The organism is Thermostichus sp. MS-CIW-34 (assembly GCF_054060435.1).
Genome location: NZ_JBSSDE010000021.1, coordinates 1 through 21,573, shown reverse-complemented (window position 1 = coordinate 21,573; position 21,573 = coordinate 1). Strand labels below are relative to the sequence as shown.

Sequence of the window (21,573 nt, the reverse complement as noted above, 5' to 3'; positions counted from 1 at the left end):
CTACCCATGCTAGCCTGTTGCCATCATCTGCCGGTGGTCACGCTAGATATGGGGTGTCATGTACGTCAAGCGGATTGAGCTGACCCGATTTAAGTCGTTTGGCAGCACCACCTCGTTGCCCCTGCTGCCGGGCTTTACGGTCATTTCCGGCCCCAATGGCTCCGGTAAGTCTAACATCCTGGATGGGATCCTGTTTGCGCTGGGGTTATCGTCCTCGCGAGGGATGCGGGCAGAAAGGCTGTTGGATCTGGTGCATTCCGGCAGCCTCAACGGCAATCGGCAGGTGGAAACCCATGTTTCTGTCACCTTTGAGCTGGGGCCGGGAGAAGATGGTCAGCCCAGGGAATGGAAAGTCAGTCGCCGGCTGCGGGTCAAGCCCGGAAAGGCTGAGGATCCCACTCGCGATAGCGGGACGGATTCTCTCCCCTACACCAGCACTTTCTACATCAACGATGTGCCCTGTACCCTGAGCGAGCTGCACGAACAACTGGAGGCGATGCACATCTACCCCAACGGCTACAACGTTGTTTTACAGGGGGATGTCACCAGCATCATTTCCATGCACCCCAAGGAACGGCGGCAGATCATCGACGAATTGGCGGGGGTGGCCACCTTCGACCGCAAGATCGCCCAGGCCAACAGCAAGCTGGAGGCGGTACGGGAACAAATTGAGCGCTTTCGGCTCATCGAACAGGAATGGCAAGCTCAAGGAGAGCGGCTGCTCAGAGAGAGCGAAAAGGCCCAACACTATCAGCAACTGCGGCTGCAGTTGCAAACGCTGGAGCAGCAGCAACAGGTGTTGCTTTGGCGGCATTTGCAGGCCCAAGTGGAAGAAACCCAGGCGGCCATTCAGCAGCTTCTGGAGGCTCAGGAGCAGGCCACCGCTCAGGTGCAGACCTTGAGCGAGCATTTGCAGCAAGCCGAAGCCGCCCTGACCGAGTTGCAAAGCCGCATCCATGCTCTTGGAGAGGAGGAATACCTGCACCTGCAAGCCCAGATTGCTGCCGCCGAAACACAACGGCAACAGGTCAGCCAACAGATCGCAGCCTGGCAGCAGGAGATCGAGCAAGCGCAGCGCCTACATCAGGAGCGGCAAACCCAACAGCAGCATCTGCAGGCGGAGCTGGAACACCTGCACAGCCAACAGGAGCAACTGGCCCAAGCCCAGGGATCCCTGCAGGCCCAGGTTCAGAAAGCCCAAACCAGCCTGGAACAGAGCCGCGAACAACTGCGCGCCCTAGCCCAATCCGCTGATGCCTGGGTGAAACAGCAGCGCTACCTCACCCGCCACATTGAGGAACTTCGCGCCGAACAGGAGCCTCTCCAACAGGAGCAAATTCGCCTGCAAGAGCGACAACGGCAACTGGAACGGCAAAGCCAAGAGATCCAGGCGGAGATTGCCCAGATCGAGGCGTGGCTGGGATCCCACCTGGCCCTCACCGCCGAGCTGGAACACACTTGCCGACAGTCGGAAGCTCAGGTTCAAACTTTGGCCCAAGAGCTGGCCCAACTGCAGGCCAGCCTGGAGTTGGATCGCGCCACCCACGAGCGCCTGGCCGCCGAGCTGCACGCCAAGCAGCGGCAACTGGACAAATGGGAAACCCGCCGCCAAGTGTTGCAAGAGTCCCAGGGATCCCGAGCGACCCAAGCCATCCTGAGTGCCCGTCTGCCGGGGGTTTTGGGGTTGGTGGCCCAGTTGGGGCAGGTGGATCCCCAGTATCAACTGGCGCTGGAGATCGCGGCAGGCAACCGGCTGCACTTTGTGGTGGTGGAGGATGACACCGTGGCCGTGAGCGCCGTCAACTTTTTGAAGCGGGAAAAAGCCGGACGCGCCACCTTTTTGCCCTTGAACAAGCTCCAGCCCACCCGCCCCCCCAGCCCCCTGAAATTGGACGGCCTGATCGACTACGCCATTCGTTTGGTGCGTTTTGAAGAGCGCTACCGGGATGTTTTCGGCTTTGTGTTCGGCTCCACCCTGGTTTTCCAAAGCCTAGAGCTGGCCCAGCCCCACATCGGCAAGCACCGCATGGTTACTCTGGAAGGGGAGCTGTTGGAAACCTCAGGAGCCATCACCGGCGGCAGCGGCCCACAGCGAGCTGGGATCCACTTTTCTGCCGGCGAACCTTCCGAGGAGGCCGCCTTGCGCTCCCGCTTGGCCGAGCTGGAGGAACTGCTGGCCGCCCTCACCCTGCGCCTACAAGCAGCCCAAGCCCGCGAAAAACAACTGGCCCAAGCCCTGCTCCTGGCTCGCCAAGACGCCCTGCAAGCCCAGCAATATCTGGAGCGGCACCAAGCCGACTGCCAAAAGCAACAGGCCCGCCTGCAACACCTGCAGGGATCCCTGGCGCAAAGGCAAAGCGAAAGCCACCAGATCCAGCAGCGGCTCCAGCAGATTCAACTGCGCTGGGATCCCTTGCAACAGCGCCTAGCCGATCTCGCCCTCAAGCTCAGCCAACTGGAGGGATCCCCGGTGAACCAGCATTGGCAGCAACTGCAGCAGGCGGTGCAGCAGCAAGAAAGTCGCTTGGCAGAGCTGCAGCAGCAACTGGCCCAACTGGAGCGGCAACAGCAGGAGAACTCCGGCCAACAACACCTGAAACAGGCCCAAATCCAGCACCACCAGGAGCGCCTGCAGGAGAGCAAACAGCGCCAAGCCTATCTGCAGGAGCAAATCGTCCAAGCCCAAGCCACCCTTGGTCACATCCAGCAGCACCTTGCCGAGCAACGGCAACAGATAAGCCAGATCGAGGCCCGACTTTCCCACCTGCGCCAAGAGCGGGATCGGCAAGAATTCCAATTGCGGGCCCAACAACAGCAAATCCAACGCCTGGAGTGGGAACGCTACAACGCCCTCACCCAACAACAGGAAAAAGAGGCTCTGCTGGCCCAACTGCAAACCCAACTGCAAGCGGTGGTTCAAGAGCTGCCGGATCCGCTGCCGGACTTGCCCGCCACCCTGACCTTAGACGAGCTGCAACGGCAAAAACGCAAAACCGAAGAGCAATTGCGATCCCTGGAGCCGGTAAACATGCTGGCCATTGCCGAATACGAACAGACCCAAGCTCGCCTGCGGGATCTCAGCGCCAAACTGGAAACCCTGCACCAAGAGCGCACCGAGTTGTTGCTGCGCATCGAGAACTTTTCCACCCTGCGTCGGCAAGCCTTCTTGGATGCCTTTCATGCCGTCAACGGCCATTTTCAAACCATCTTTGCCCAACTTTCCGATGGGGATGGTCATTTGGAATTGGAAAACCCAGAGGATCCCTTCGCAGGCGGTCTAACCTTGGTGGCCCACCCCAAAGGTAAGCCGGTGCGCCGTCTCAGCGCCATGTCGGGAGGAGAAAAATCCTTGACAGCCCTCAGCTTTATTTTTGCTCTGCAGCGATTCCGCCCTTCCAGCTTTTACGCCTTTGATGAAGTAGATATGTTTTTGGACGGGGCCAATGTGGAAAAATTGGCCAATATGATCTGGCAGCAATCTCGTCAGGCGCAGTTTTTGGTGGTCAGTTTACGCCGCCCCATGATCGAAAAAGCTGAGCACACCATTGGTGTAACCCAGGCCCGCGGTGCATACACTCAGGTGATCGGCCTGACCAAACCCGCCCCTCACCCCAGTTAAGATGTGGCTTGGTTAAGAGCAGAGGGCAAATCCTGAGGTCCCATTAGACTCATTCTAAGAATGGTTTAGGAGTGTCCAAACGCCTGCCATGGTTGCTCTGACTCTGAATCTATCCCCCCTGACAACCCTGAGCCGAGCAGATTTTATTCGGCTTTGTGCCGCCAATCCTGACCTGAAGCTGGAGCGTACCGCTCAAGGAGAATTGGTTATCATGTCTCCAACCGGCGGGGAAACCGGCCACTGGAATGCCGAAATCACCACAGACTTAACCCTTTGGAATCGGCAATCGGGCCGAGGGAAAAGCTTTGATTCTTCCACCGGATTTTCCTTGCCTTCAGGCAGCGACCGCTCCCCTGATTTGGCCTGGATCCCGATTGAAAAGTGGGAAGCTTTGGATCCCTCAGTCCGTCAAGGATTTTTGCCCTTGTGCCCCGATTTTGTGGTGGAGATCCTCTCGCCCACCGATTCTTGGATCCAAACTCAGGCCAAGATGCAAGAATACATGGACAACGGCTGCCGGCTGGGGTGGCTGCTGGATCCCAAGGCCAAGCGGGTGATGATCTACCGACAAGGGCAAGCGCCGGAATTGGTCGAAGATCCGGAAACCTTATCGGGAGAGGACGTGCTGCCGGGCTTCACCTTGCCCATCCGCAAGATCTGGTCGGCTTGATATGAGTAGCTTTCACGGATTTACGATCCCTGATACAGCTTTTTTCCACACCCTTAACCCAGCCAACTCTGATGGATCTCTTGCATGACAGGGATCCCACGCAATTGCAGAACTCTCCCAACCTTGGAAACAGCTGCAGTAAAAATGTTGAGCGATAGGCCAAAAACAGGCGGAGTCACACTACCATGGCTGCTCTGACTCTGAATCTATCTCCCCTGATAACCCTCAGCCGAGCAGATTTTATCCGGCTTTGTGCCGCCAATCCTGAGCTGAAGCTGGAGCGTACTGCCCAAGGAGAATTGGTCATCATGTCTCCAACCGGTGGGGAAACGGGCAATCTTAACTTTGAAATTGCCGGGGAAGTTTATCTTTGGAATCGGCAATCGGGCCGAGGGAAAAGCTTTGATTCTTCCACCGGATTTTCCTTGCCTTCAGGCAGCGACCGCTCCCCTGATTTGGCCTGGATCCCGATTGAAAAGTGGGAAGCTTTGGATCCCTCAGTCCGTCAAGGATTTTTGCCCTTGTGCCCCGATTTTGTGGTGGAGATCCTCTCGCCCACCGACTCTTGGATTCAAACTCAGGCCAAGATGCAAGAATACATGGACAACGGCTGCCGGCTGGGGTGGCTGCTGGATCCCAAGGCCAAGCGGGTGATGATCTACCGACAAGGGCAAGCGCCGGAATTGGTCGAAGATCCGGAAACCTTATCGGGAGAGGACGTGCTGCCGGGCTTCACCTTGCCCATCCGCAAGATCTGGTCCACCTGACATTCTACGGTCGTTTTATAGTCATTTTAGACAGGAATGAAACATTTCTGTTGTATTGTGTATTGGTTCCTAACTCCCCTCTCCCAAAGGAAGAGGGGCTGGGAGTGGTCGCAGAAGCTGCACGGAATGCTTGAGGAGTGTCTCAATCTAGTTTGGAATGACTATAGTCCTCAGATTGGGGTCTTTCGCGCAATTCTGGCGAGACTGGGATCTTGGCCAGGCTGGATAAGGCCCACCGATGCCTTTTGCACCTGCTGGACTTCTTGCAAAAGCTGCAAGTAAAAAGTCCGTCGTTCCCAATCCAGATCTCGGAGCCCACAGCCCGGCTCTCGATGGTGCAGGCAATCGCGAAACTGACAGGCGCCCAAGCGATCCCTTACTTCGGGGAAGCACCGTATCAACTGCAAAGGATGCACCGGCGGGATCCCTTCGCCAGCATTGAATCCCGGCGAATCGGCGATCCAACCGCCTTCCGGCAAAGGAAACAGCTCCACATGGCGGGTGGTGTGCCGACCATGGCCCAAACGTCTGGAGACGGCCTGAGTGGCCAGCCGAACGTCCGGCAGCAGCCGATTGAGCAAGCTGGATTTGCCCACCCCGGAAGGGCCTGTCACCACCGAGATCTGATCTCGACAGCACTGTTGCAACTGGGGGATCCCAGCTTGGGTGTGGGCACTGACCAACAGAGGCTCATATCCCCACCTCTGCAGACGCTCCACCCAAGTTGTCGCCACTTCTGGATCCACGCAGTCGCATTTGTTCAACACCACCTGAACCCGCAGTTGGCTGGCCTCGGCTTGCACCAGCAGACGACTGAGGGCGTTGGGCTCAGGGTCGGGCTCGGCCAGGGCCACCACCACCAGAACTTGGGTCGCGTTGGCAATAGCGGGTCGAGGCAGCTGAGTGCGCCGCGGCAGGATCGCCTCGATCACCCCCCGCTCCGGCCAGAGGTCGGCGGCAGCAGGCGGCAAGCGCACCTCCACCCAGTCCCCCACCATCACCTGCTGACCCATTTTTTTCAGCTTGGCCCGACTGGTACAGAGAATCTCTGCCGGCGTGGGCTTTTCAACCGGAAACCGAGCCGGGATCTCGGGAAAAAGGGCAGCCAAACTTGGATCGATCCGCACGCGATAAAAGTTGGCCTGCGCTGCTCGCACCCAGCCGGTACAACTGGATCCCGGATCCCCCTTTCCTTCTGGTTTCACCGGGCTCATGGCGACGCAGGCGTGCCGCGACGCACCCAGAGAATGTAATGGCCTTCGGGGGAAGCTGCCTGTCCCTCAATCCGATGCCCGGCCATGGCTAGACTGTTGGGCACCTGCTCCAGGGGTTCTCCCGCATCCAGCCATAGCTCCAGCAATTCTCCAGGAGCCATGCGCTCCAGGCGCAGCTTCGCCCGCACGTAGTTAAGTGGGCAAGGGATCCCGCGCTGGTCAAGGATAAACTTGACCTCTTCCGACGAAACAGCCTCTGCAGTCATTCTTCCTCACGCTCCCGGTTGCCAGGCATCTGGGCCAGCCCCCGCAACAACCCGCCCAAGAAACCATCCCGCTTGTTGATGCGTTCTCCGTGCAGCTCAGCCAGGCGCATGAGCAATTCCCGCTCTTCTGAGCTGATGCGGGTGGGGATCTCCACCACCAGCGTGATTTGGTGGTCGCCCCGAGACATCGGGTTGCCAATGCGAGGTACCCCCTTGCCCTCCAGAGTCAGCACTGTACCCGGCTGGGATCCGGCTGGGATGGTCAGCTCCACCTCCTCCTCCAGGCCGGCTTTCGAGTCCACGGTGGGCACAGAGACCTTGGCCCCCAAGATGGCCTGCAAATAGCTCACCCGCACCTCCGAGAGAATGGTCAGGCCATCTCGCTGGAAGTCGGGATCCGGCTCCACGAATAGGTAGACGTAGAGATCCCCGGGCGGGCCACCGCGTCGACCGGCATCGCCTTCCCCAGAAACCCGCAAACGGGTGCCACTATCCACGCCGGCTGGAATGTTAATGCGCAGTTTCTTCGTGGTTTGGGCCAAGCCCTCGCCATTGCAGTTGTAGCAGGGCTCCTCCAACACCTGACCGCTGCCACCACAGGTGGGACAAACCGAGACCTGGGTAAAGTTGCCGAACGGCGTGCGGGTTGCCCGCCGCACCTGACCACTGCCCCCGCAGGTGGGGCAAGTTTTCACCTCCGTACCGGGCTTAGCCCCGCTGCCTCCACAGACGTTGCAGACTTCCAAGTGGCTGATGCGAATCTGCTTTTCGCCGCCGAAGATGGCTTCCAGAAACTCCAGTTTGAGGTCAAAGCGCAGATCATCGCCCCGTACCGGCCCCTGGCGACTGCGGGCATAGCTGGCTCCTGCCCCTGCAAAGTTGGTGAAAAAGCTCTCGAAAATGTCGGCAAAGCCACCCATCCCCGCAAAATCCTGGAATCCACTTGCTGCCGCGGCAGCTCCACTCAAACCCGCCTCTCCAAAGCGATCGTAGCGGGCTTTCAGCTCATTATCAGAGAGCACCTCATAGGCACGGTTGATCTCCTTGAAGCGCTCCTCGGCGCCTGGCTCCTTGTTGACATCCGGGTGGTACTTACGAGCCAACCGTCGATAGGCGCGCTTGATCTCCTCTTTGGAGCTATCGCGGCTAACCCCCAAGATTTCATAGTAGTCGCGAGCCATAGAAGCGCTTCAGAAGAGGTTAAAGATCAAAACACTCAGACACACTTGAGATGCAACTTGTCAGGCAGCACAACCGAAGCAGACCTACAAGGCACCGGAGCTGGGGGAGAGCAAGCAGTTGCCTAGAATCCTCAGCGAGCTCCATAGATCTCGCTACCCATCTCCAGCAGGACAGCCCGCAGTTCTTCCATTGCGTTCCGTAAAGTTGCTAAGTCTACGTTATCATTTGCCAGCAATGCCCTCAATGTGCCCGCCACTTGAGCCCCCCGCTGGATTCGAGCTTCGCTGAGGCGATTGCCATGCTCCTGCAGGGTTTTGTCGTAGTTGTAGAGCAGGCTATCTGACTGGTTGCGGGCTTCCACCAACTGCCGCCGGCGCTGATCTTCTTCGGCATAGGCCTCCGCTTCCCGACGCATTCGCTCGATCTCGCTGCTGCTCAAGCCACCGTTGTTGGTGATCTTGACGCTCTGCTCGATTCCTGTCCCCTTTTCCCGAGCCGAGACTTTCAAGATCCCGTTGGCATCGATGTCAAAAGAGACTTCGATCTGGGGCACCCCACGGGGAGCCGGCGGGATCCCGGTCAGCTGAAAGCGGCCCAAGGTTTTGTTGTCTTTGGCCATGGCCCGCTCTCCCTGCAGGACGTGAATCTCCACCACACTCTGGCCATCGGTGGCAGTGGAGAAAATCTGGGTTTTACTGGTGGGAATGGTGGTGTTGCGCTCGATAATGCGGGTGAAGACTCCCCCCAGCGTTTCCACCCCAATCGAGAGAGGGATCACGTCCAGCAGCAGTAGATCTTTCACTTCTCCACCCACCACGCCTGCCTGGATGGCAGCGCCAAGGGCCACCGCCTCGTCCGGGTTGACGGAGCGATCTGGGTTTTTTTTGAAGATTTGCCGAATTTTCTCCTGGACAGCGGGAATACGAGTAGAGCCGCCCACCAGCAGCACGCGGTCGATGTCTGCAGGGGAGAGGCCAGCATCCCGCAGCGCCTGTTCTGTAGGCTCCACGGTGGCCTCCACCAGATCCCGCACCAACTCCTCAAACTTGCCGCGGGTCAGCTCCACTTCCAGGTGCTTGGGCCCCGAATCGTCGGCGGTGATAAAAGGCAGGTTAATGAGTGTAACCTGGGTGCTGGACAGCTCAATTTTGGCCTTCTCAGCAGCCTCCCGCATCCGCTGCAGGGCCATGCGATCCCGCGAGAGGTCGATCCCTTCCGTCTCCAAAAACTGACGGATGAGCCAATCGACAATTCTTTGGTCGAAATCATCCCCCCCCAGGTGGTTGTTGCCGGCAGTCGCCTGCACCTCAAACACGCCGCTGCCCAGTTGCAGCACCGAGACATCGAAGGTGCCGCCACCCAAATCGAAAACCAGAATGCGCAGGTCTTGATCTTGTTTGTCTAGGCCATAGGCCAGGGCGGCTGCTGTCGGCTCGTTGATGATGCGCAGCACCTCCAGGCCGGCAATGGTGCCCGCATCTTTGGTGGCCTGCCGCTGGGCATCGGTAAAATAGGCGGGAACGGTGATCACGGCTTGGGTCACCGGCTCCCCCAGATAGGCCTCCGCATCGGCCTTCAGCTTTTGCAGGATCATGGCGGAGATCTCCTGCGGAGTGTAGGCGCGATCTTGCACCGCCACTTCCACCATGTTGTCTCGACCGGGGATGACTTTGTAGGGAACCCGCCTCCGCTCATCTTCGGTCTCGGCAAAGGTGCGGCCAATGAAGCGTTTGATGCTGAAGATGGTGTTTTCGGCATTGGTAACCGCCTGGCGCTTGGCCAGTTGGCCCACCAAGCGGGTGTTGTTCTTGGCGAAGCCGACAATGCTGGGGGTGGTGCGCCCTCCCTCGGCGTTGGTGATCACAACGGGCTGACCACCTTCCAAAACCGCCACGCAACTGTTGGTGGTTCCCAGGTCAATCCCGATGACTTTACCCATAGCCCCCTCTCCCCGTGTGCCAAGTCTCAACCCAAGAACGCGATTCCACGGATCTTAAAAGCATTCTGCCCAGAATCCCGCAGAAACCTTCAGACGGTGCTTTCGTCTCCGTAGCTTTACTGTAGCGTTTCTGAGACTGCTCTGGCTCTGTTTGTCAAGGTTCAAGTGAGCAAGTTCGGCTAGGAAGGTTGGGGGTTTTGGGGAGAGGCAGGAGTGCTCTCCGGGCCGGGTTCGCTGGTGGCCTGGGCTGGCGGGGATGGTTCAGAGCTGGGGCTGCCCGCCGAGACGGCCACCATGGCATGACGGATCACCAAGTCCCCCAGCTTGTAACCTGGCTGATATTCGATGGCTACCACATCCTCGGGATAGTCTGGGCTGGGCTGACGGGCTATGGCTTCGTGCAGGTTGGGGTCGAAGGGCTGGCCCACCGATTTCATGCGGGAGACGCCCATCTTCTTCAGGCATTCCACCAGCAGGCGGTAGACGCTCTGGTAGCTGTTGTGCAACTCCCGCTCGCGGTCGGTTTCCAGCTTCAGCTGCTGCTGAGCCCGCTCAAAGCTGTCCACAACAGGCAAGATCTCCAGCACAAATTTCTGCCGTTCTTTTTGGCTGAACTCTTCTTTTTCCCGCTGGGTACGCCGCCGGTAGTTTTCAAAATCGGCGTAGAGGCGCAGGTAGGCGTCTTCTTTCTCTTTGAGTTGCTGGCGGACAACTTCCAACTCGTGCTGGAGCTGCTTGAGAGCTTCACCGGGATCTGGAGAAGGCTCAGCTGCGGTTTCTCCGGAAGAGGTACCGGCTTCTGCTTCGCTATCTTCCAAAATCAGCTTCTCCAGCTCTGCCTCTACGTCGATCTCTTCTTCCTGTAGTTCAGGATAGGTATCTTCTGGGGCCATCGGTTGCTTCTCTTCGGCAGTCATGGGCGATGTCGGCAAGTGTGAGCAATGAGCAGTGACTCGGATATCCCCAGTTTGGCAGTTTCAAAACCGCCGCTGCACTCAGCCAAACCAGGCTCTGTGTTGATCGTATTCTACCGGGTTCTCTTTCAGCCAGTTGAAGTCAATATCTTTTCTTTCCTAGCCGACCAGCAGATGTTCCCGTGGCCGGCCCAGGCAATCGGGGAAGTAGATCTTGGCCAAGTCGGGGATTAGGCGCCAGTTGGGGCTGTAGATGGGTTGAATGGGGGAGTGGGTGTGAATATAGTAGACCAGAAAGTCGCGGATGCTATCGGCTGAGATCCACAGGGTTTGGGCTTCTTGGAACATGCTGTAACCGCCGCCGCCGCCGGCTCGGTAGTGGTTAATGGCCAGGCGAAAGGTCTGTGCTGGTTCCACCGGCTGTCCGCGGAATTGTAAGGTCACCAGGCGCTTTCCTACGGGGCGGGTGAGATCGAAGCAGTAGTCGATGCCGTGGTAGAGGTCGAAGGTGTAGCCGCGGGCTTCGGGGGCCACGACGGCAGCAGGATCGGCGGGAAGGTGATTGGGATCCAACTGGCGAAAATAGCCGGCAGTCTGTTCCAGGGCGCGCCGCAGAATATCTCCGGTGATCTCCAAAACGCAGAGGGTGTTGTCGTAGACGGTGAGGCTGTAGGCATCTTGCAGGGAGATGGGGCCTGCTGACAGGCCGGCGCTACTGCAGATGTTGACCAGGGAGAGCTCTGCGGGGAATCCTGCCTCCCGCACTGCTTGCAATTGGGCCTGATGGAGCAGCTCTGCCAGAGGGTTGGCCCCCAGACGGGCTGCCAGACCGCCGCTATAGGCAGAACGGGCTTGGCCAATGGGCTGACGGATGTAGCGCAAGGTGGCTTGATGGTAGGGCTCTGTCAAGGCCAAGAGTTCGGGATCGGGAGGGATCCCTTCGGCGGAGAGGAGCTGTGCGCTTTTGCTGATGATTTGCCAGCGGCTGCCCTGGCGCTCCAGCTCCAGGGATACCTGGGAGAGGTGGCTGCCCCAATAGCCGGGCTGAACTACCAGAGCTTGGGATCCCCCCAGACCGGCGATGGTCTGGTGGGTATGGCCGGAGAGGATGACGTCAATGCCGTCCAGTTCGGCCAGGGCCAACAGTTCGTTTTCCCCTGCCAGGCTTTTGTTGCTGCACCAGCCGGAGCGATCCGGGTTGTGCCAATGCTCAGGGGTGCGCAGGGGGGGCAATTGGTTGGGGCCGCTGTGCAGGATCAAGATCAAGACATCCACCTGAGGTCGCAGCAGCGACAGGTAGTGGCGGGCGGTCTCCAGCAAGGGGGCAAAGCGTAGGCCCAAGATGTAGTCCGGGCGCTCCCAGGTGTCGATGCGGGGGGTGGTCAGCCCTAGCAAGCCAACGCGAACCCCGGCCAATTCCCGGATCAGGTAGGGCTGGAAGAGGGGATCCCCATTCTGGCGGAGGATGTTGGCGCAGAGCACCGGACAGCGGAGATCGCCGACAAAATCCCGGAGAACTTGCAGCCCAAAGTTAAAGTCGTGGTTGCCGGGGGTAAAGGCGTCGTAGCCCAAGGCGTTGAGAGCATGGGCCAAGGGGTGAGGAGAGACGCGCTCCACTTGCGCATAGTAGGTGCCCAAGGGGGATCCCTGAATGGTGTCGCCGCTGTCGATGAGCAGGACGGGATCCTCACTGGCTGCTCGCACGCGCTTGATGAGGGTGGCCAGCTTGGCTAAACCGTGCTCCGCAGGGATCCCGGTGAAGTAGTTCCAGGGATGTAGATTGGCATGGAGATCCGAAGTGTGGAGAATTGTTAATCGCATTCTCATATCATAGCCAAAGTCAAAGCCCAACCCAAACTCGTCAGCCCAGCAAGAACAGCACCTGCACACAGCCCACCAAAAAGCCGAGGAGGCCGCCTAAGTTGACGATGGCCTGGAGTTCTTGGCGCACGATCTGCTGGATGGCCTGCTCCAGGTCGGCAGGGGAGGTGGCGTTGACTTTATCGGCAATGACCTGATCCAGGTTCAACACCGGGATCACCTGCATCATCAGGGATTCGAGATCCCGTTCTAGGTAGCGCTCCAAGACCAAAGCCAGGTCGGCGCTGATCTGATCGATGGAGGTGATCAACGCCTTGGAGTTGCGCAGGCGTCCCAACACCAGGCTGGCCACTTTTTCCCAATCGATGGTCTCCCCCAGCCCTTTGATAACCTCTGGCCCTTGGCTGCGCAGGTAATCTTGGATCCCGTCGCGGAGGGCACGGCGCAACTGACGCACGGCGGAAACCGGCAGGTTTTGCAGCGAGAGGTTCTGCAGGATCTCGGTCAGGCGGCGGGAGGCGTTGATGTCTTTGAGCAGATCTTCCAAGATGGCTTCTGCCCCTTCCGGCTCTTCTAGACAATAGGTGCGCAGGCGCAACAGGGCATTTTTCAGGCCGAACAAGTTGGCCACCACCCAGTAGGAGCCGGTCGCTCGTTCACGAAACTCCTCGTCAAGGGATTCGATGTTGCGATCGGTGAGAAAGTCCACCAAGTTCTGCCGCAACACCTTTGGGGGCAGCGCCTGCTTCAAGATCCACTCCGAGAGCTGCTTAGCCTGCTCGCTGCTGAGGCGCAGCTCCAGCAACACTTGGTCGAACAGTTGGTTAATGGGCCCTTCCAAAAAGGTTTCTTGGCGGGCCAGCACCTTCACCAGGCGGGGCAACGACTCGTTAAACAGGTCGGCTAAAATGCGCGCCAACACCTGAGCAGTTTGCTGCTGTTGCTCAGGGTTTTGCAGCCGATCCAGGGCTACCCCCAGCAGCCAGCGGATCCCTGCTTGCATGCGCTCGGTTTGCAGCAGCTTACGGGCCAGATTGTGCAGTTCCTCCGGCGTGAGCAGGGATCCCATGATGGTCTTGGCGATCTGCTTGGCCAGACGAGGCTGGTTCTGCGGGATCAGGCCGGGGGTAAAGGGGATGCGCCAGCCGAAAACCCGATAGGGGCGGTAGGGCCGGAACAGCATTTTGATGGCAATGTCGTTGGTGAAATAGCCGATCACCAGCCCGGCCAGCGGGGGCACAACGTAGATCCAGAAGGCCATGGAAGCAATTGAGGGTGCTCTCTTCTACTCTACTGACCTGCCCCAGCGCAAGAGAGCGTTGACCAGTTATTGGATGATCAGGCTATCGGTCAGTTCCAGCTCCACCAACGTATTGGGCTGCAGCGTCACCACCCGGTCAATATTGGTACTGCCTGCCGCAGCGCCGGCCAAGCTGCCGGCCAAGATCGGCAAAAAGCCCCATCCCCCCGTGAGGATCCCCAAGGCCAACCCACCTGCTGCCCCATAGCCTGCCCCGCGGGCTACAGTTGTGCCGACGTCGGCGTTGCGATCCAACCCGACTGGTAGCGGCGCAGATTGGCCTCTCACCAAGTAGGTGGAAGAGCCGATGGTGAGGCGGTTGGCCACAAAGCGGCTGCCGACGACCCGCTCTTGGGGATCGGCGCTCTCCGCCTCCCGGCCAGACAACTTCAGTTCTCGGTAAACCGGCTCAAAAGTGCCCCACACTACACTCCCTGCCGGGATCACCACCTGGCCAAAGCGATCCACCACCGGCTCGGAGACTTCCAGGTGGCCGTTAATGGCCTGGTAGGGCTGGAAAGTGATGGGGCGGTAGACCGTGAGGAGAATACGGGTGCCGGCAGGCAGCTCGCCCCGCGTGGCTCCAGGGAGATCCCCACCTGGGCTGAGGTCGGGCCGACGTTGATAGGAATAGGCCTCGCCTTGGGGGAGTTGTCCACCTGGGGCCACTGGAACGGGCACCACCGGGATCGGATCCAAAACCGGAGCCGTGGGATCCAGCGGCATTTGCGGCACCTGAGGTACAGGCGGTAGGGCCGGTGGGGCGGCAGAGCTGGGGGAGGGCGGAGCACTCAGCAAGGGCAAGGTAGGGACGGGATCCCCCCTGGGGGGCACCGGCTGAGGGGTGAACTCGAACTGCTGAGCAGCAACCGGGGTAACGGCACCGGCTATCAACACCCCCCAAAAGGAACTCCTCTGCAACAAATGCAGGAACGGCTGCAAGGTTGAGCTCATGGATCCCATCCGGTCACAACTGGCAGTAGCTTAACATCCTGCCCCGCTTGTGCCCACTAGATTTAGTAGGTATTAAGGGATCGGAAGCTCTTAAAACACTATTGAGCCTGTTCGGGGTCTGGATCGAGTTTTCCCTAGGGGCTGGGGGAAGGAGAAGGAGTCGGTCCGCCGGGATCCCCTGGCTGGGGGGCTGGGGATTCTGGCTTAGGAGACTCTGTAGCCTCACTCTCCTGAGCCTCGGGGCTGGACTCCGGCTTGGGTTCTGCAGGAGACCGTCCTTCTGGAGAAGGAGAAGGTGAAGGCTGATACATTTACGCTGAACACTGCTGAACATCACTGTTCAACTATGCAGCGATAGCATTCTGTTTGTTTCCATTCGCGTTAGCGGGACGGAGTCCAAACAGAATGGCGGTATCCCGCAAAGCTTTGAGTAGAATACCCAAAGCGCAGTTTCCGTGTCGTCTTACTACCAATTTTCTGCTTTGCTTTGGCTACCATGTTGGCAGACTCGAAAGTAAACAGAAAGATCAACTGGTAGTAATCCGTACTGAACATATTATACATTATTTTCAGTATAGTTGAGCTTATTATTGACTAGAGTCATGCTCCCCGCCAGGCTGTGGAGTGGGAGTGGGTGTAGCTTCCGGCGTGGGTGTGGGAGTAGGCGTAGCTACCGGTGTTGGGGTTGGCGTTGGGGTCAGAGCTGGAGTCGGCGTTGGGGTCGGTGTGGGCGTGGCTGTCGGTGTTGGGGTTGGTGTTGGGGTCGGTGTGGCAGTGGGCTGGGCGGCCTGCACCTGGAAAGACCACTGCTGGATGGTGGTGTTGCCGCTGGTATCGGCAATTTGGACGGCGATCAAGGTCGGTCGATCGGTGGGCAGCGGCTCGGCTGGGGTGTAGGCGAAGCCGGTGCGGGTGAGCTGGGCTTGGGCGGTGACATCCACATTGTTCACCAGCAAGGTAAAGCTATTCAGGTCAATTCCTTGGTCATCTTGGAAACGGGCTGAGATGGAGGGGCGAGGGTTGTCTGTTAGGGATCCGTTGGGAGGGACCAGTTCGCTGATGGTGGGGAAGGTGGTGTCGGTCACCCGCCCGATGGTGATGGTCTTATCCGGCAGCTGCACCAGGGTTACCAGTCCATCCCGCTCCAAGCGGGCAAAAACAGGCGCTTCTGAGGCCCGGTCTTGGCTGCGGAAGGTGTAGCTGCCCTCGTATTGCCCTGGGCGGGTTTCCTGCAGTGGCAGGTTGTAGGCAATGCCGGGGATGGAAAACGATCCCTGCGCCCCTGGGGATCCCAGCAAAAACACGGTAACGGTATCCCCTGGGTTTACGGATCCCAGCTCTTCGCGGGCAAAGAAGGTTCTCACCTCTGGAGCGGCGGGCAGCGTTTCCACCAGAGGCTCAATGGGAATGTCCGGCGTGGCCAGGGGTTCGGGCGTAGGGGTGACCTGGGCAAGGAGCTCGGTACGGATCCCAGGGCCGGGAATGGCAGCCCCCACCGGCGGATCCAAATTGGGCACCCGGCCCACCTTGGCCAGCGCTTGGTAGGTAAGAGCAGCCACTTCCCCCCGCGTGGCCACCGCCTGGGCATTCAATTGGGTGGGGTTGGGGTAGAGCACCAACAGCCCTTCCTGAACTGCTGTCGCGATGGGGGCGCGGGCAAAGTTGGGAACCAAATTGGCATCGCCGAACGCGGATAGGATCGCGTCAATTTGGCCGGCATCTTCGATGAGCCTGCCGTTGGTGGCTGCACGGGTCAGGACAGTGATGGCCTGCGCACGGGTGAGCACATCGTTGGGGCGAAAGGTGCCGTCCGGAAAGCCGGAAACAAACCCTGCCGCTGCCGCCGCGCCGATGGAGGGAGCCGCCCAACTGGGAATCGGATCGGCAAAGGAGCGCACAGGAACGTTGGTATCTAGGCCAAAAGCTTTGGTGACAATGACGGCAAATTGGGCACGGGTGATGGATTCATTGGGACGAAAGGTGCCATCCGGGAAGCCGCCGATGATCTGCCGTTCATTCAACCCAGCAATGTACTGGGCACCCCAATAGGTGCTGATATCAGAAAGTTGGGCCCAAGCGGGATCCCCAAGCCAGGCCAAGCTGCTGCAACTGATCACCAGAGCGGCGGTTTTCCAGCCCTGCCAAAGGGAAAGCTCACGCATCGTTCACACCTCAGGTTCTGGGTACGGGATTTACAGTCTTGGATCCCCACTCTCGGTTGGGAGGGGCCCTGGAAGTTGGCCGGACAGAAGTGTAGGAGAGGATGATCCAAACCGCACACCCAGACGAGGAAACCTTCCGAAAAGTTCTATTTGGCCGTCGGTTTCGCCAACCTCTTAAGGGGCAGGATTGGGGTAGCGCTGGTGAACCGCTTCGATCTCCGCCAGGAGCTGCGGGGACAGCTCCACATCCAGGCAACTGAGGTTCTCTTTGAGTTGGGTCAGGCTGGTGGCCCCAATGATGGTGCTGGTGACAAACCAGCGGCTGCGCACAAAGGCCAAAGCCAACTGGGCCGGTGTCAGACCGTGCCGGCGGGCAATTTGCACATAGGCGGCCACCGCTTCTTCCACATTGGGCTTGCGGTACCGCTGGCCAAAGCCTTCAAACAAGGCCAAACGGGATCCCGGCGGCTTCACCCCCCCCAGATATTTGCCCGTCAGCAGCCCAAATCCGAGCGGGCTGTAGGCCAGCAAGCCCACCTGCTCGTGGCGGCAGACTTCCGCCAGGCCCATTTCAAACGTGCGGTTGATGAGGCTGTAGGCATTCTGAATCGAGACCACCTTGGGCAACCCCAGTTGCTCGGCCACCTGGCAGAACTTGCTCACCCCCCAAGGGGTTTCGTTGCTCAGGCCGATGTAGCGAATGAGACCCTCTTGCACCAATTCCGCCAGAGCCTGCAACTGCTCGGCAATGGGAACGGTGGGCCGCTCCTGGCTGGGATCGTAGGCAGCGCCCCCAAACAGAGGCACATAGCGATCCGGCCAGTGGATCTGGTAGAGGTCGATGTAGTCGGTCTTCAGGCGTTTGAGGCTACCGGCCACCGCCTGCTTGAGGTTGTCGCGGGTAATGGACAGGGATCCGTTGCGAATCCAATGCCAGGGCCGACCAGGGCCGGTGATCTTGGTGGCCAGGATCAGGCGATGCCGCGGTTGGTGTTGCAGCCACTCGCCGATGTAGCGCTCGGTGGATCCCTGGGTTTCCGCCCGCGCCGGCACCGGGTACATCTCGGCGGTATCGATGAAGTTGATCCCGTGCTCCACCGCGTAGTCGAGCTGTTCGAAAGCCTCAGACAAAGTATTCTGCTGCCCAAAGGTCATGGTGCCCAGGCAGATCTCCGAAACTTGCAAAGGGCTGTGGCCAAGCTGGCGGTAGCGCATGGGGAATCTCCGTCTCCAACCCTAGACAGCGCGCCAGTCCCTATTGTGCCCAAAACCTGTCGGCCTACGGGATCCCCCGCTATGCCCCCGTTCCTATTTCGGTGCGGATCCCAGCAGGGGAACGTACTCGCGGTAGAGCTGACCCAAAATTTCCAGACCGATGCGGGTGCGGTTATCGGGGGGGCGAGCCTCAATGGCCGCCTTGACTTGCAAAATCGTGCCCACCGGATAGGGGGAGCGCAGCTCCTCCCGCTTGCCCAAAAACACATCCGTAAAGTAGTCGATCAGCCGCTTGACTTCCCCCACGTCTTTGCGGGAAATGTCCATATCCAAAACGGTGGTCAACTTGGCCCGCATAGCCTGAAAACTTTGCTGGCCGGTGTTGAGGGCCACCCGCTTGGCCAGGCTATCCACCACAATTTGGGTGATCTTCTCCACATTTTGGGTGACGATTTCTCGGTGGCGGGCGGCAAAGCGCAACTGAACCTCATCCAGAAATCGTTCTCGTTCCAGAATCTGGATGCCCTGTTGCTCCAAATCCACCCCATAGCTCTGCAATTGCTTATACTGATTCAAAACCCATTGGTTGTAGAAGGAATCGGCCAAAACTCGCCAATAGCTAATGAGGGTGGCCTCGGCAAAGGGAACGCTGACCAAATAAGCTTCGCTGGTGATGTGGCGCAAATGCTCTGTCAGCTTGTCTCGCTCCTTCTCATCCAAGTAGGAGGTGCGCGGCACCCAAACTGCCCCGTACTCGCTTTTCACCTCTCCGGGCAGGGTTCCGAAGAGGGTGTCAAAAAACTGATGAATGCTGAAGAGAAGAAACTTTCCCGGATCCTGAAGGCGGTTGAGCAGTTCCTGTTTTTTCTCCTCCTGATATTGGGCCACCAATTGCTGGGCCTCGGCGATCTGGCCGCGGGCCACCTCCACATCTTGCCGCAGCTTTTCAATCTCCTCCGAGCTCACCATCTCAACACCAGTAGGCTCCCGTTCCCCGCTGAAATAGCTGCCCCCCAGCCCGCTGCCCCCAATGCCCACCAGGGGAGCGTCGCTGTCGTTGTCCAGGGTTAGAAGGCGAGCAAGAGCCTGGAGTCGAGCCTGCCGATTGGAGGAGCGCAGGGATCCCAGCTCCACCGGATCCCCACTTTCCCAACCGTCCAGCCCGCCGATGCGGTAGAGCGTGTAAAAATACTTGCTGAGCAGAAGCGCCAGCAGATGCCTGTTCTTGACCTCGTTGTACTCCAGGTAGGCTCGCAGACACAGTTGGAAGGCGATGTTGGGCAAGCTGCGACACACCTTCATAATCTGGGTGTAGACCCTTTGCAGGTGAGGCCGAAAGCTGCGTGGGATCGCCTCGGGCCGTAGGCCGCGCAACAAGAACTCCTGCTGGCGCAGATCTTGAGGGGTAAAGTAAAAACTTTCTTGCCAAAGCAGCTCATCCAAGTCACGGGCAAAAATCGGTTTCAAATGGTCGATGATTTGCACCACAACCGACTCGGTGAAGACCGGTATAATCTTTTCGATGTGAAGCTGATCGTAAACGGAGCGCAGCCGCTCGCTGCGGAAGTCTTCGATGGAGATCAGCCCCTTCATGGTTCCGATCCGACCATCGCTCAGCAGGAACTTATAGACCACTTCGGCAGTGGCCCCTGGGGAGAGAACAAGAGTTCCCGTCAAGTCAGGGCAGATTTGCAGGGGGCGTAGCAGGCGGCTGGTTTCACTGACGCTGAAGCAACTCCAAGCTGCCGGGTTTAACACCACCGACGATAGGGAGGCCAACAATTGCTTCTCGTCCAAGTCCTCCAGCCGAATTTCTCCCCTGTGAGCTTCGCTAGGTCCCGGAGGCAAGCTCGCCCGCGAATCCTGAACGGCGGAAGGAGATAAGGATGGGGGAGATGTGCTCATGCGGTAAAGGCTATTGAATCTTAACGTTCACTCTAAGTCGGCGAAGGATGGATGAGTGTGATCTGTATCTCTGTATCCAATGAAAGTCTCTCAAGAAGAATCTGCCCAGAATCTGCCTCGAATTGTCTCCCGCCACCAGTATCTGGAAACGGTTAGCTTTTGGGTAGCGTGCAACCACGGTTTTGAGGATCCACAAATCGATACGTACCTTCAGCTCTGATGGATGAGGCTGCTGAGGCTTCACCCCTTTGTCGTGGACTGCTTGCCGAGCTGGTTTTCCTGACGCAACGCCTAAGCTACGATAAAAGGTCTGCCTACCAGTATGGGGTATTGGGCTGGAGTTGGGTTTGGATGCGTTTTGACTTTGGGATTGGGGTGCAGCGGTCATGGCGGCCATTTTGATTGTCGACGACGATCCGACGATTCGGCTGGTGTTGAAGCGATCCCTGGAACGACAGGGCTACACCGTGGAGATGGCCAGCAACGGTTCCGAGGGGCTGGAGCAAGCCCACCTGCTGGTGCCGGGGCTGATCATCTGTGACTGGATGATGCCGGACATGGATGGGCTGGAGGTTTGCCGACGCATCAAAGCCGATCCCAAGTTTTCCACGACGTTTTTTATTTTGCTCACCGCCCGCACTGAGGTGGAAGACCGCATCCAGGGCCTGGATGCCGGAGCAGATGAGTTTCTAAGCAAGCCCATCGACCCCAATGAGTTGCGGGCACGTGTGCGAGCCGGATTACGCTTACACCAGCTCAGCTATGACCTGCAGCAGCAAACGGCCAGGTTACGGGCAGAATTGGCCGAGGCGGCCAGCTATGTGCGTTCCCTCCTGCCGGAGCCAGCCTATTTCCCCGACTGCAAAGTGGCTCTCGAGTGGCGCTTTTTGCCCTCCCAGGAATTGGGGGGAGATTCGTTTAACTATCATTGGCTGGATGAGGAGCACCTGGCCATCTATCTGCTGGATGTGTCGGGGCATGGGGTGGGATCCGCTCTGTTGTCGGTGTCGGTGATGAACCAGTTGCGCACTCAAGGCTTGGCCGATGCCGATCCCCGCCAGCCGGACGCGGTCTTGCGCGCCCTCAACCACTCTTTTCAAATGGGATCCCACCATGAGATGTACTTCACCCTTTGGTATGGGGTTTATCAGCCGGGATCCCGTCTGCTCTCTTTTGCCAGTGCCGGCCACCCACCTGCCCTGCTCATCCAGGGTCAGGATTCGCTCCTGCTGAAGACTGCCAACTTGCCCATTGGCATTTTGCCCGACCTCACTTTTCAAAGGGATCAGGTGCGGATCCCGGAGAACAGCCATCTCTACCTGTTCAGCGATGGAGTTTACGAAGTCATAAACCCGCAGAGAGAACTCTGGGGGCTGGACAATTTGATAGCCCTGCTGAGCAAGAGCGCTGACGGTGGCCTGGATCAGGTGATCCATGAGGCCCAATCCTTTCAGGGGCGGACGGACTTTGAGGATGATTTCTCCCTGCTCCGGATCAGCTTTGGTTAGAGGTGGGTTGTGGCTGTTTCAAGCTGCTTTGAGGCGATCCCCTGACCAAAAGGCGCGGCAAGCCCCGTCCTTCAGGGCGGGGAAGGATAGCGCCGACCGTAGCCGACGCCCTTTAAAAACGCAGTGTCGGCCATGTG

16 protein-coding genes are annotated in these 21,573 nt (G+C 58.7%); 4 read left to right on the top strand and 12 right to left on the bottom strand.

Features of this window, described 5'->3' with window-relative positions; genetic code table 11:
• Positions 1 to 58 precede the first annotated feature (58 nt).
• From smc to ACVWYY_RS08685, 3 genes are all read left to right on the top strand, one after another.
• Positions 59 to 3,619 carry a chromosome segregation protein SMC gene (gene smc, locus ACVWYY_RS08695; RefSeq protein WP_457440267.1) on the top strand — a complete coding sequence of 1,187 codons (3,561 nt, stop codon included), beginning with the start codon at positions 59 to 61 and terminating at the stop codon, positions 3,617 to 3,619.
• Positions 3,620 to 3,707: 88 nt separating this feature from the next.
• Positions 3,708 to 4,289 carry a Uma2 family endonuclease gene (locus ACVWYY_RS08690; RefSeq protein WP_011434474.1) on the top strand — a complete coding sequence of 194 codons (582 nt, stop codon included), beginning with the start codon at positions 3,708 to 3,710 and terminating at the stop codon, positions 4,287 to 4,289.
• Positions 4,290 to 4,474: 185 nt separating this feature from the next.
• Positions 4,475 to 5,056: a Uma2 family endonuclease gene (locus ACVWYY_RS08685; RefSeq protein ID WP_457440265.1), complete on the top strand. Its 582-nt coding sequence runs from the start codon at positions 4,475 to 4,477 to the stop codon at positions 5,054 to 5,056.
• Positions 5,057 to 5,226: 170 nt separating this feature from the next.
• On the opposite strand, the gene rsgA is transcribed toward ACVWYY_RS08685, so the two are convergent.
• The 12 genes from rsgA to ACVWYY_RS08625 form a co-directional block, all read right to left on the bottom strand.
• Positions 5,227 to 6,270, bottom strand: coding sequence for a ribosome small subunit-dependent GTPase A (gene rsgA, locus ACVWYY_RS08680; protein ID WP_457384982.1), 1,044 nt, complete (start codon positions 6,268 to 6,270; stop codon positions 5,227 to 5,229).
• On the bottom strand, positions 6,267 to 6,536 hold the full coding sequence (locus tag ACVWYY_RS08675; protein ID WP_414329168.1) for a sulfurtransferase TusA family protein: 270 nt from the start codon (positions 6,534 to 6,536) through the stop codon (positions 6,267 to 6,269). The genes rsgA and ACVWYY_RS08675 overlap by 4 nt, the downstream gene beginning before the upstream one ends.
• Positions 6,533 to 7,717: a molecular chaperone DnaJ gene (gene dnaJ, locus ACVWYY_RS08670; RefSeq protein ID WP_011434470.1), complete on the bottom strand. Its 1,185-nt coding sequence runs from the start codon at positions 7,715 to 7,717 to the stop codon at positions 6,533 to 6,535. The genes ACVWYY_RS08675 and dnaJ overlap by 4 nt, the downstream gene beginning before the upstream one ends.
• Before the next feature lie 131 nt (positions 7,718 to 7,848).
• The gene (gene dnaK / locus ACVWYY_RS08665) at positions 7,849 to 9,657 is read right to left on the bottom strand and encodes a molecular chaperone DnaK (protein WP_414329166.1); all 1,809 of its coding nucleotides are present in this window, start codon (positions 9,655 to 9,657) and stop codon (positions 7,849 to 7,851) included.
• 179 nt (positions 9,658 to 9,836) lie between these two features.
• Positions 9,837 to 10,574 carry a nucleotide exchange factor GrpE gene (grpE, locus tag ACVWYY_RS08660; protein WP_457403966.1) on the bottom strand — a complete coding sequence of 246 codons (738 nt, stop codon included), beginning with the start codon at positions 10,572 to 10,574 and terminating at the stop codon, positions 9,837 to 9,839.
• Positions 10,575 to 10,730: 156 nt separating this feature from the next.
• Positions 10,731 to 12,392 carry a bifunctional metallophosphatase/5'-nucleotidase gene (locus ACVWYY_RS08655; RefSeq protein WP_457395721.1) on the bottom strand — a complete coding sequence of 554 codons (1,662 nt, stop codon included), beginning with the start codon at positions 12,390 to 12,392 and terminating at the stop codon, positions 10,731 to 10,733.
• A gap of 40 nt (positions 12,393 to 12,432) precedes the next feature.
• Positions 12,433 to 13,653 (bottom strand): DUF445 domain-containing protein, encoded by a 1,221-nt coding sequence (locus ACVWYY_RS08650; RefSeq protein ID WP_011434466.1) that lies wholly within the window; start codon positions 13,651 to 13,653, stop codon positions 12,433 to 12,435.
• Between the two features lie 66 nt (positions 13,654 to 13,719).
• On the bottom strand, positions 13,720 to 14,646 hold the full coding sequence (locus ACVWYY_RS08645) for a hypothetical protein (RefSeq protein ID WP_457440262.1): 927 nt from the start codon (positions 14,644 to 14,646) through the stop codon (positions 13,720 to 13,722).
• Positions 14,647 to 14,780: 134 nt separating this feature from the next.
• Entirely contained in the window at positions 14,781 to 14,957 is a 177-nt protein-coding gene (locus tag ACVWYY_RS08640; RefSeq protein WP_414424808.1) for a hypothetical protein, read from the bottom strand.
• A 276-nt stretch (positions 14,958 to 15,233) separates the two neighbouring features.
• The gene (locus ACVWYY_RS08635; protein ID WP_457440260.1) at positions 15,234 to 16,808 is read right to left on the bottom strand and encodes an S-layer homology domain-containing protein; all 1,575 of its coding nucleotides are present in this window, start codon (positions 16,806 to 16,808) and stop codon (positions 15,234 to 15,236) included.
• Positions 16,809 to 16,982: 174 nt separating this feature from the next.
• Positions 16,983 to 18,023, bottom strand: coding sequence for an NADP(H)-dependent aldo-keto reductase (locus ACVWYY_RS08630; protein ID WP_457440257.1), 1,041 nt, complete (start codon positions 18,021 to 18,023; stop codon positions 16,983 to 16,985).
• Positions 18,024 to 18,116: 93 nt separating this feature from the next.
• Positions 18,117 to 19,871, bottom strand: coding sequence for a hypothetical protein (locus ACVWYY_RS08625; RefSeq protein WP_414522521.1), 1,755 nt, complete (start codon positions 19,869 to 19,871; stop codon positions 18,117 to 18,119).
• A 443-nt stretch (positions 19,872 to 20,314) separates the two neighbouring features.
• Here ACVWYY_RS08625 and ACVWYY_RS08620 point away from each other — a divergent pair, with 443 nt between their 5' ends.
• Positions 20,315 to 21,436, top strand: coding sequence for a PP2C family protein-serine/threonine phosphatase (locus tag ACVWYY_RS08620; protein ID WP_457403957.1), 1,122 nt, complete (start codon positions 20,315 to 20,317; stop codon positions 21,434 to 21,436).
• The last annotated feature ends 137 nt before the right edge of the window (positions 21,437 to 21,573 follow it).

Coding starts and splice junctions, on each gene's coding strand:
- smc (WP_457440267.1), top strand. CDS start 59: ATGTACGTCAAGCGGATTGAGCTGACCCGATTTAAGTCGTTTGGCAGC.
- ACVWYY_RS08690 (WP_011434474.1), top strand. CDS start 3,708: ATGGTTGCTCTGACTCTGAATCTATCCCCCCTGACAACCCTGAGCCGA.
- ACVWYY_RS08685 (WP_457440265.1), top strand. CDS start 4,475: ATGGCTGCTCTGACTCTGAATCTATCTCCCCTGATAACCCTCAGCCGA.
- rsgA (WP_457384982.1), bottom strand. CDS start 6,270: ATGAGCCCGGTGAAACCAGAAGGAAAGGGGGATCCGGGATCCAGTTGT.
- ACVWYY_RS08675 (WP_414329168.1), bottom strand. CDS start 6,536: ATGACTGCAGAGGCTGTTTCGTCGGAAGAGGTCAAGTTTATCCTTGAC.
- dnaJ (WP_011434470.1), bottom strand. CDS start 7,717: ATGGCTCGCGACTACTATGAAATCTTGGGGGTTAGCCGCGATAGCTCC.
- dnaK (WP_414329166.1), bottom strand. CDS start 9,657: ATGGGTAAAGTCATCGGGATTGACCTGGGAACCACCAACAGTTGCGTG.
- grpE (WP_457403966.1), bottom strand. CDS start 10,574: ATGACTGCCGAAGAGAAGCAACCGATGGCCCCAGAAGATACCTATCCT.
- ACVWYY_RS08655 (WP_457395721.1), bottom strand. CDS start 12,392: ATGCGATTAACAATTCTCCACACTTCGGATCTCCATGCCAATCTACAT.
- ACVWYY_RS08650 (WP_011434466.1), bottom strand. CDS start 13,653: ATGGCCTTCTGGATCTACGTTGTGCCCCCGCTGGCCGGGCTGGTGATC.
- ACVWYY_RS08645 (WP_457440262.1), bottom strand. CDS start 14,646: ATGAGCTCAACCTTGCAGCCGTTCCTGCATTTGTTGCAGAGGAGTTCC.
- ACVWYY_RS08640 (WP_414424808.1), bottom strand. CDS start 14,957: ATGTATCAGCCTTCACCTTCTCCTTCTCCAGAAGGACGGTCTCCTGCA.
- ACVWYY_RS08635 (WP_457440260.1), bottom strand. CDS start 16,808: ATGCGTGAGCTTTCCCTTTGGCAGGGCTGGAAAACCGCCGCTCTGGTG.
- ACVWYY_RS08630 (WP_457440257.1), bottom strand. CDS start 18,023: ATGCGCTACCGCCAGCTTGGCCACAGCCCTTTGCAAGTTTCGGAGATC.
- ACVWYY_RS08620 (WP_457403957.1), top strand. CDS start 20,315: ATGGCGGCCATTTTGATTGTCGACGACGATCCGACGATTCGGCTGGTG.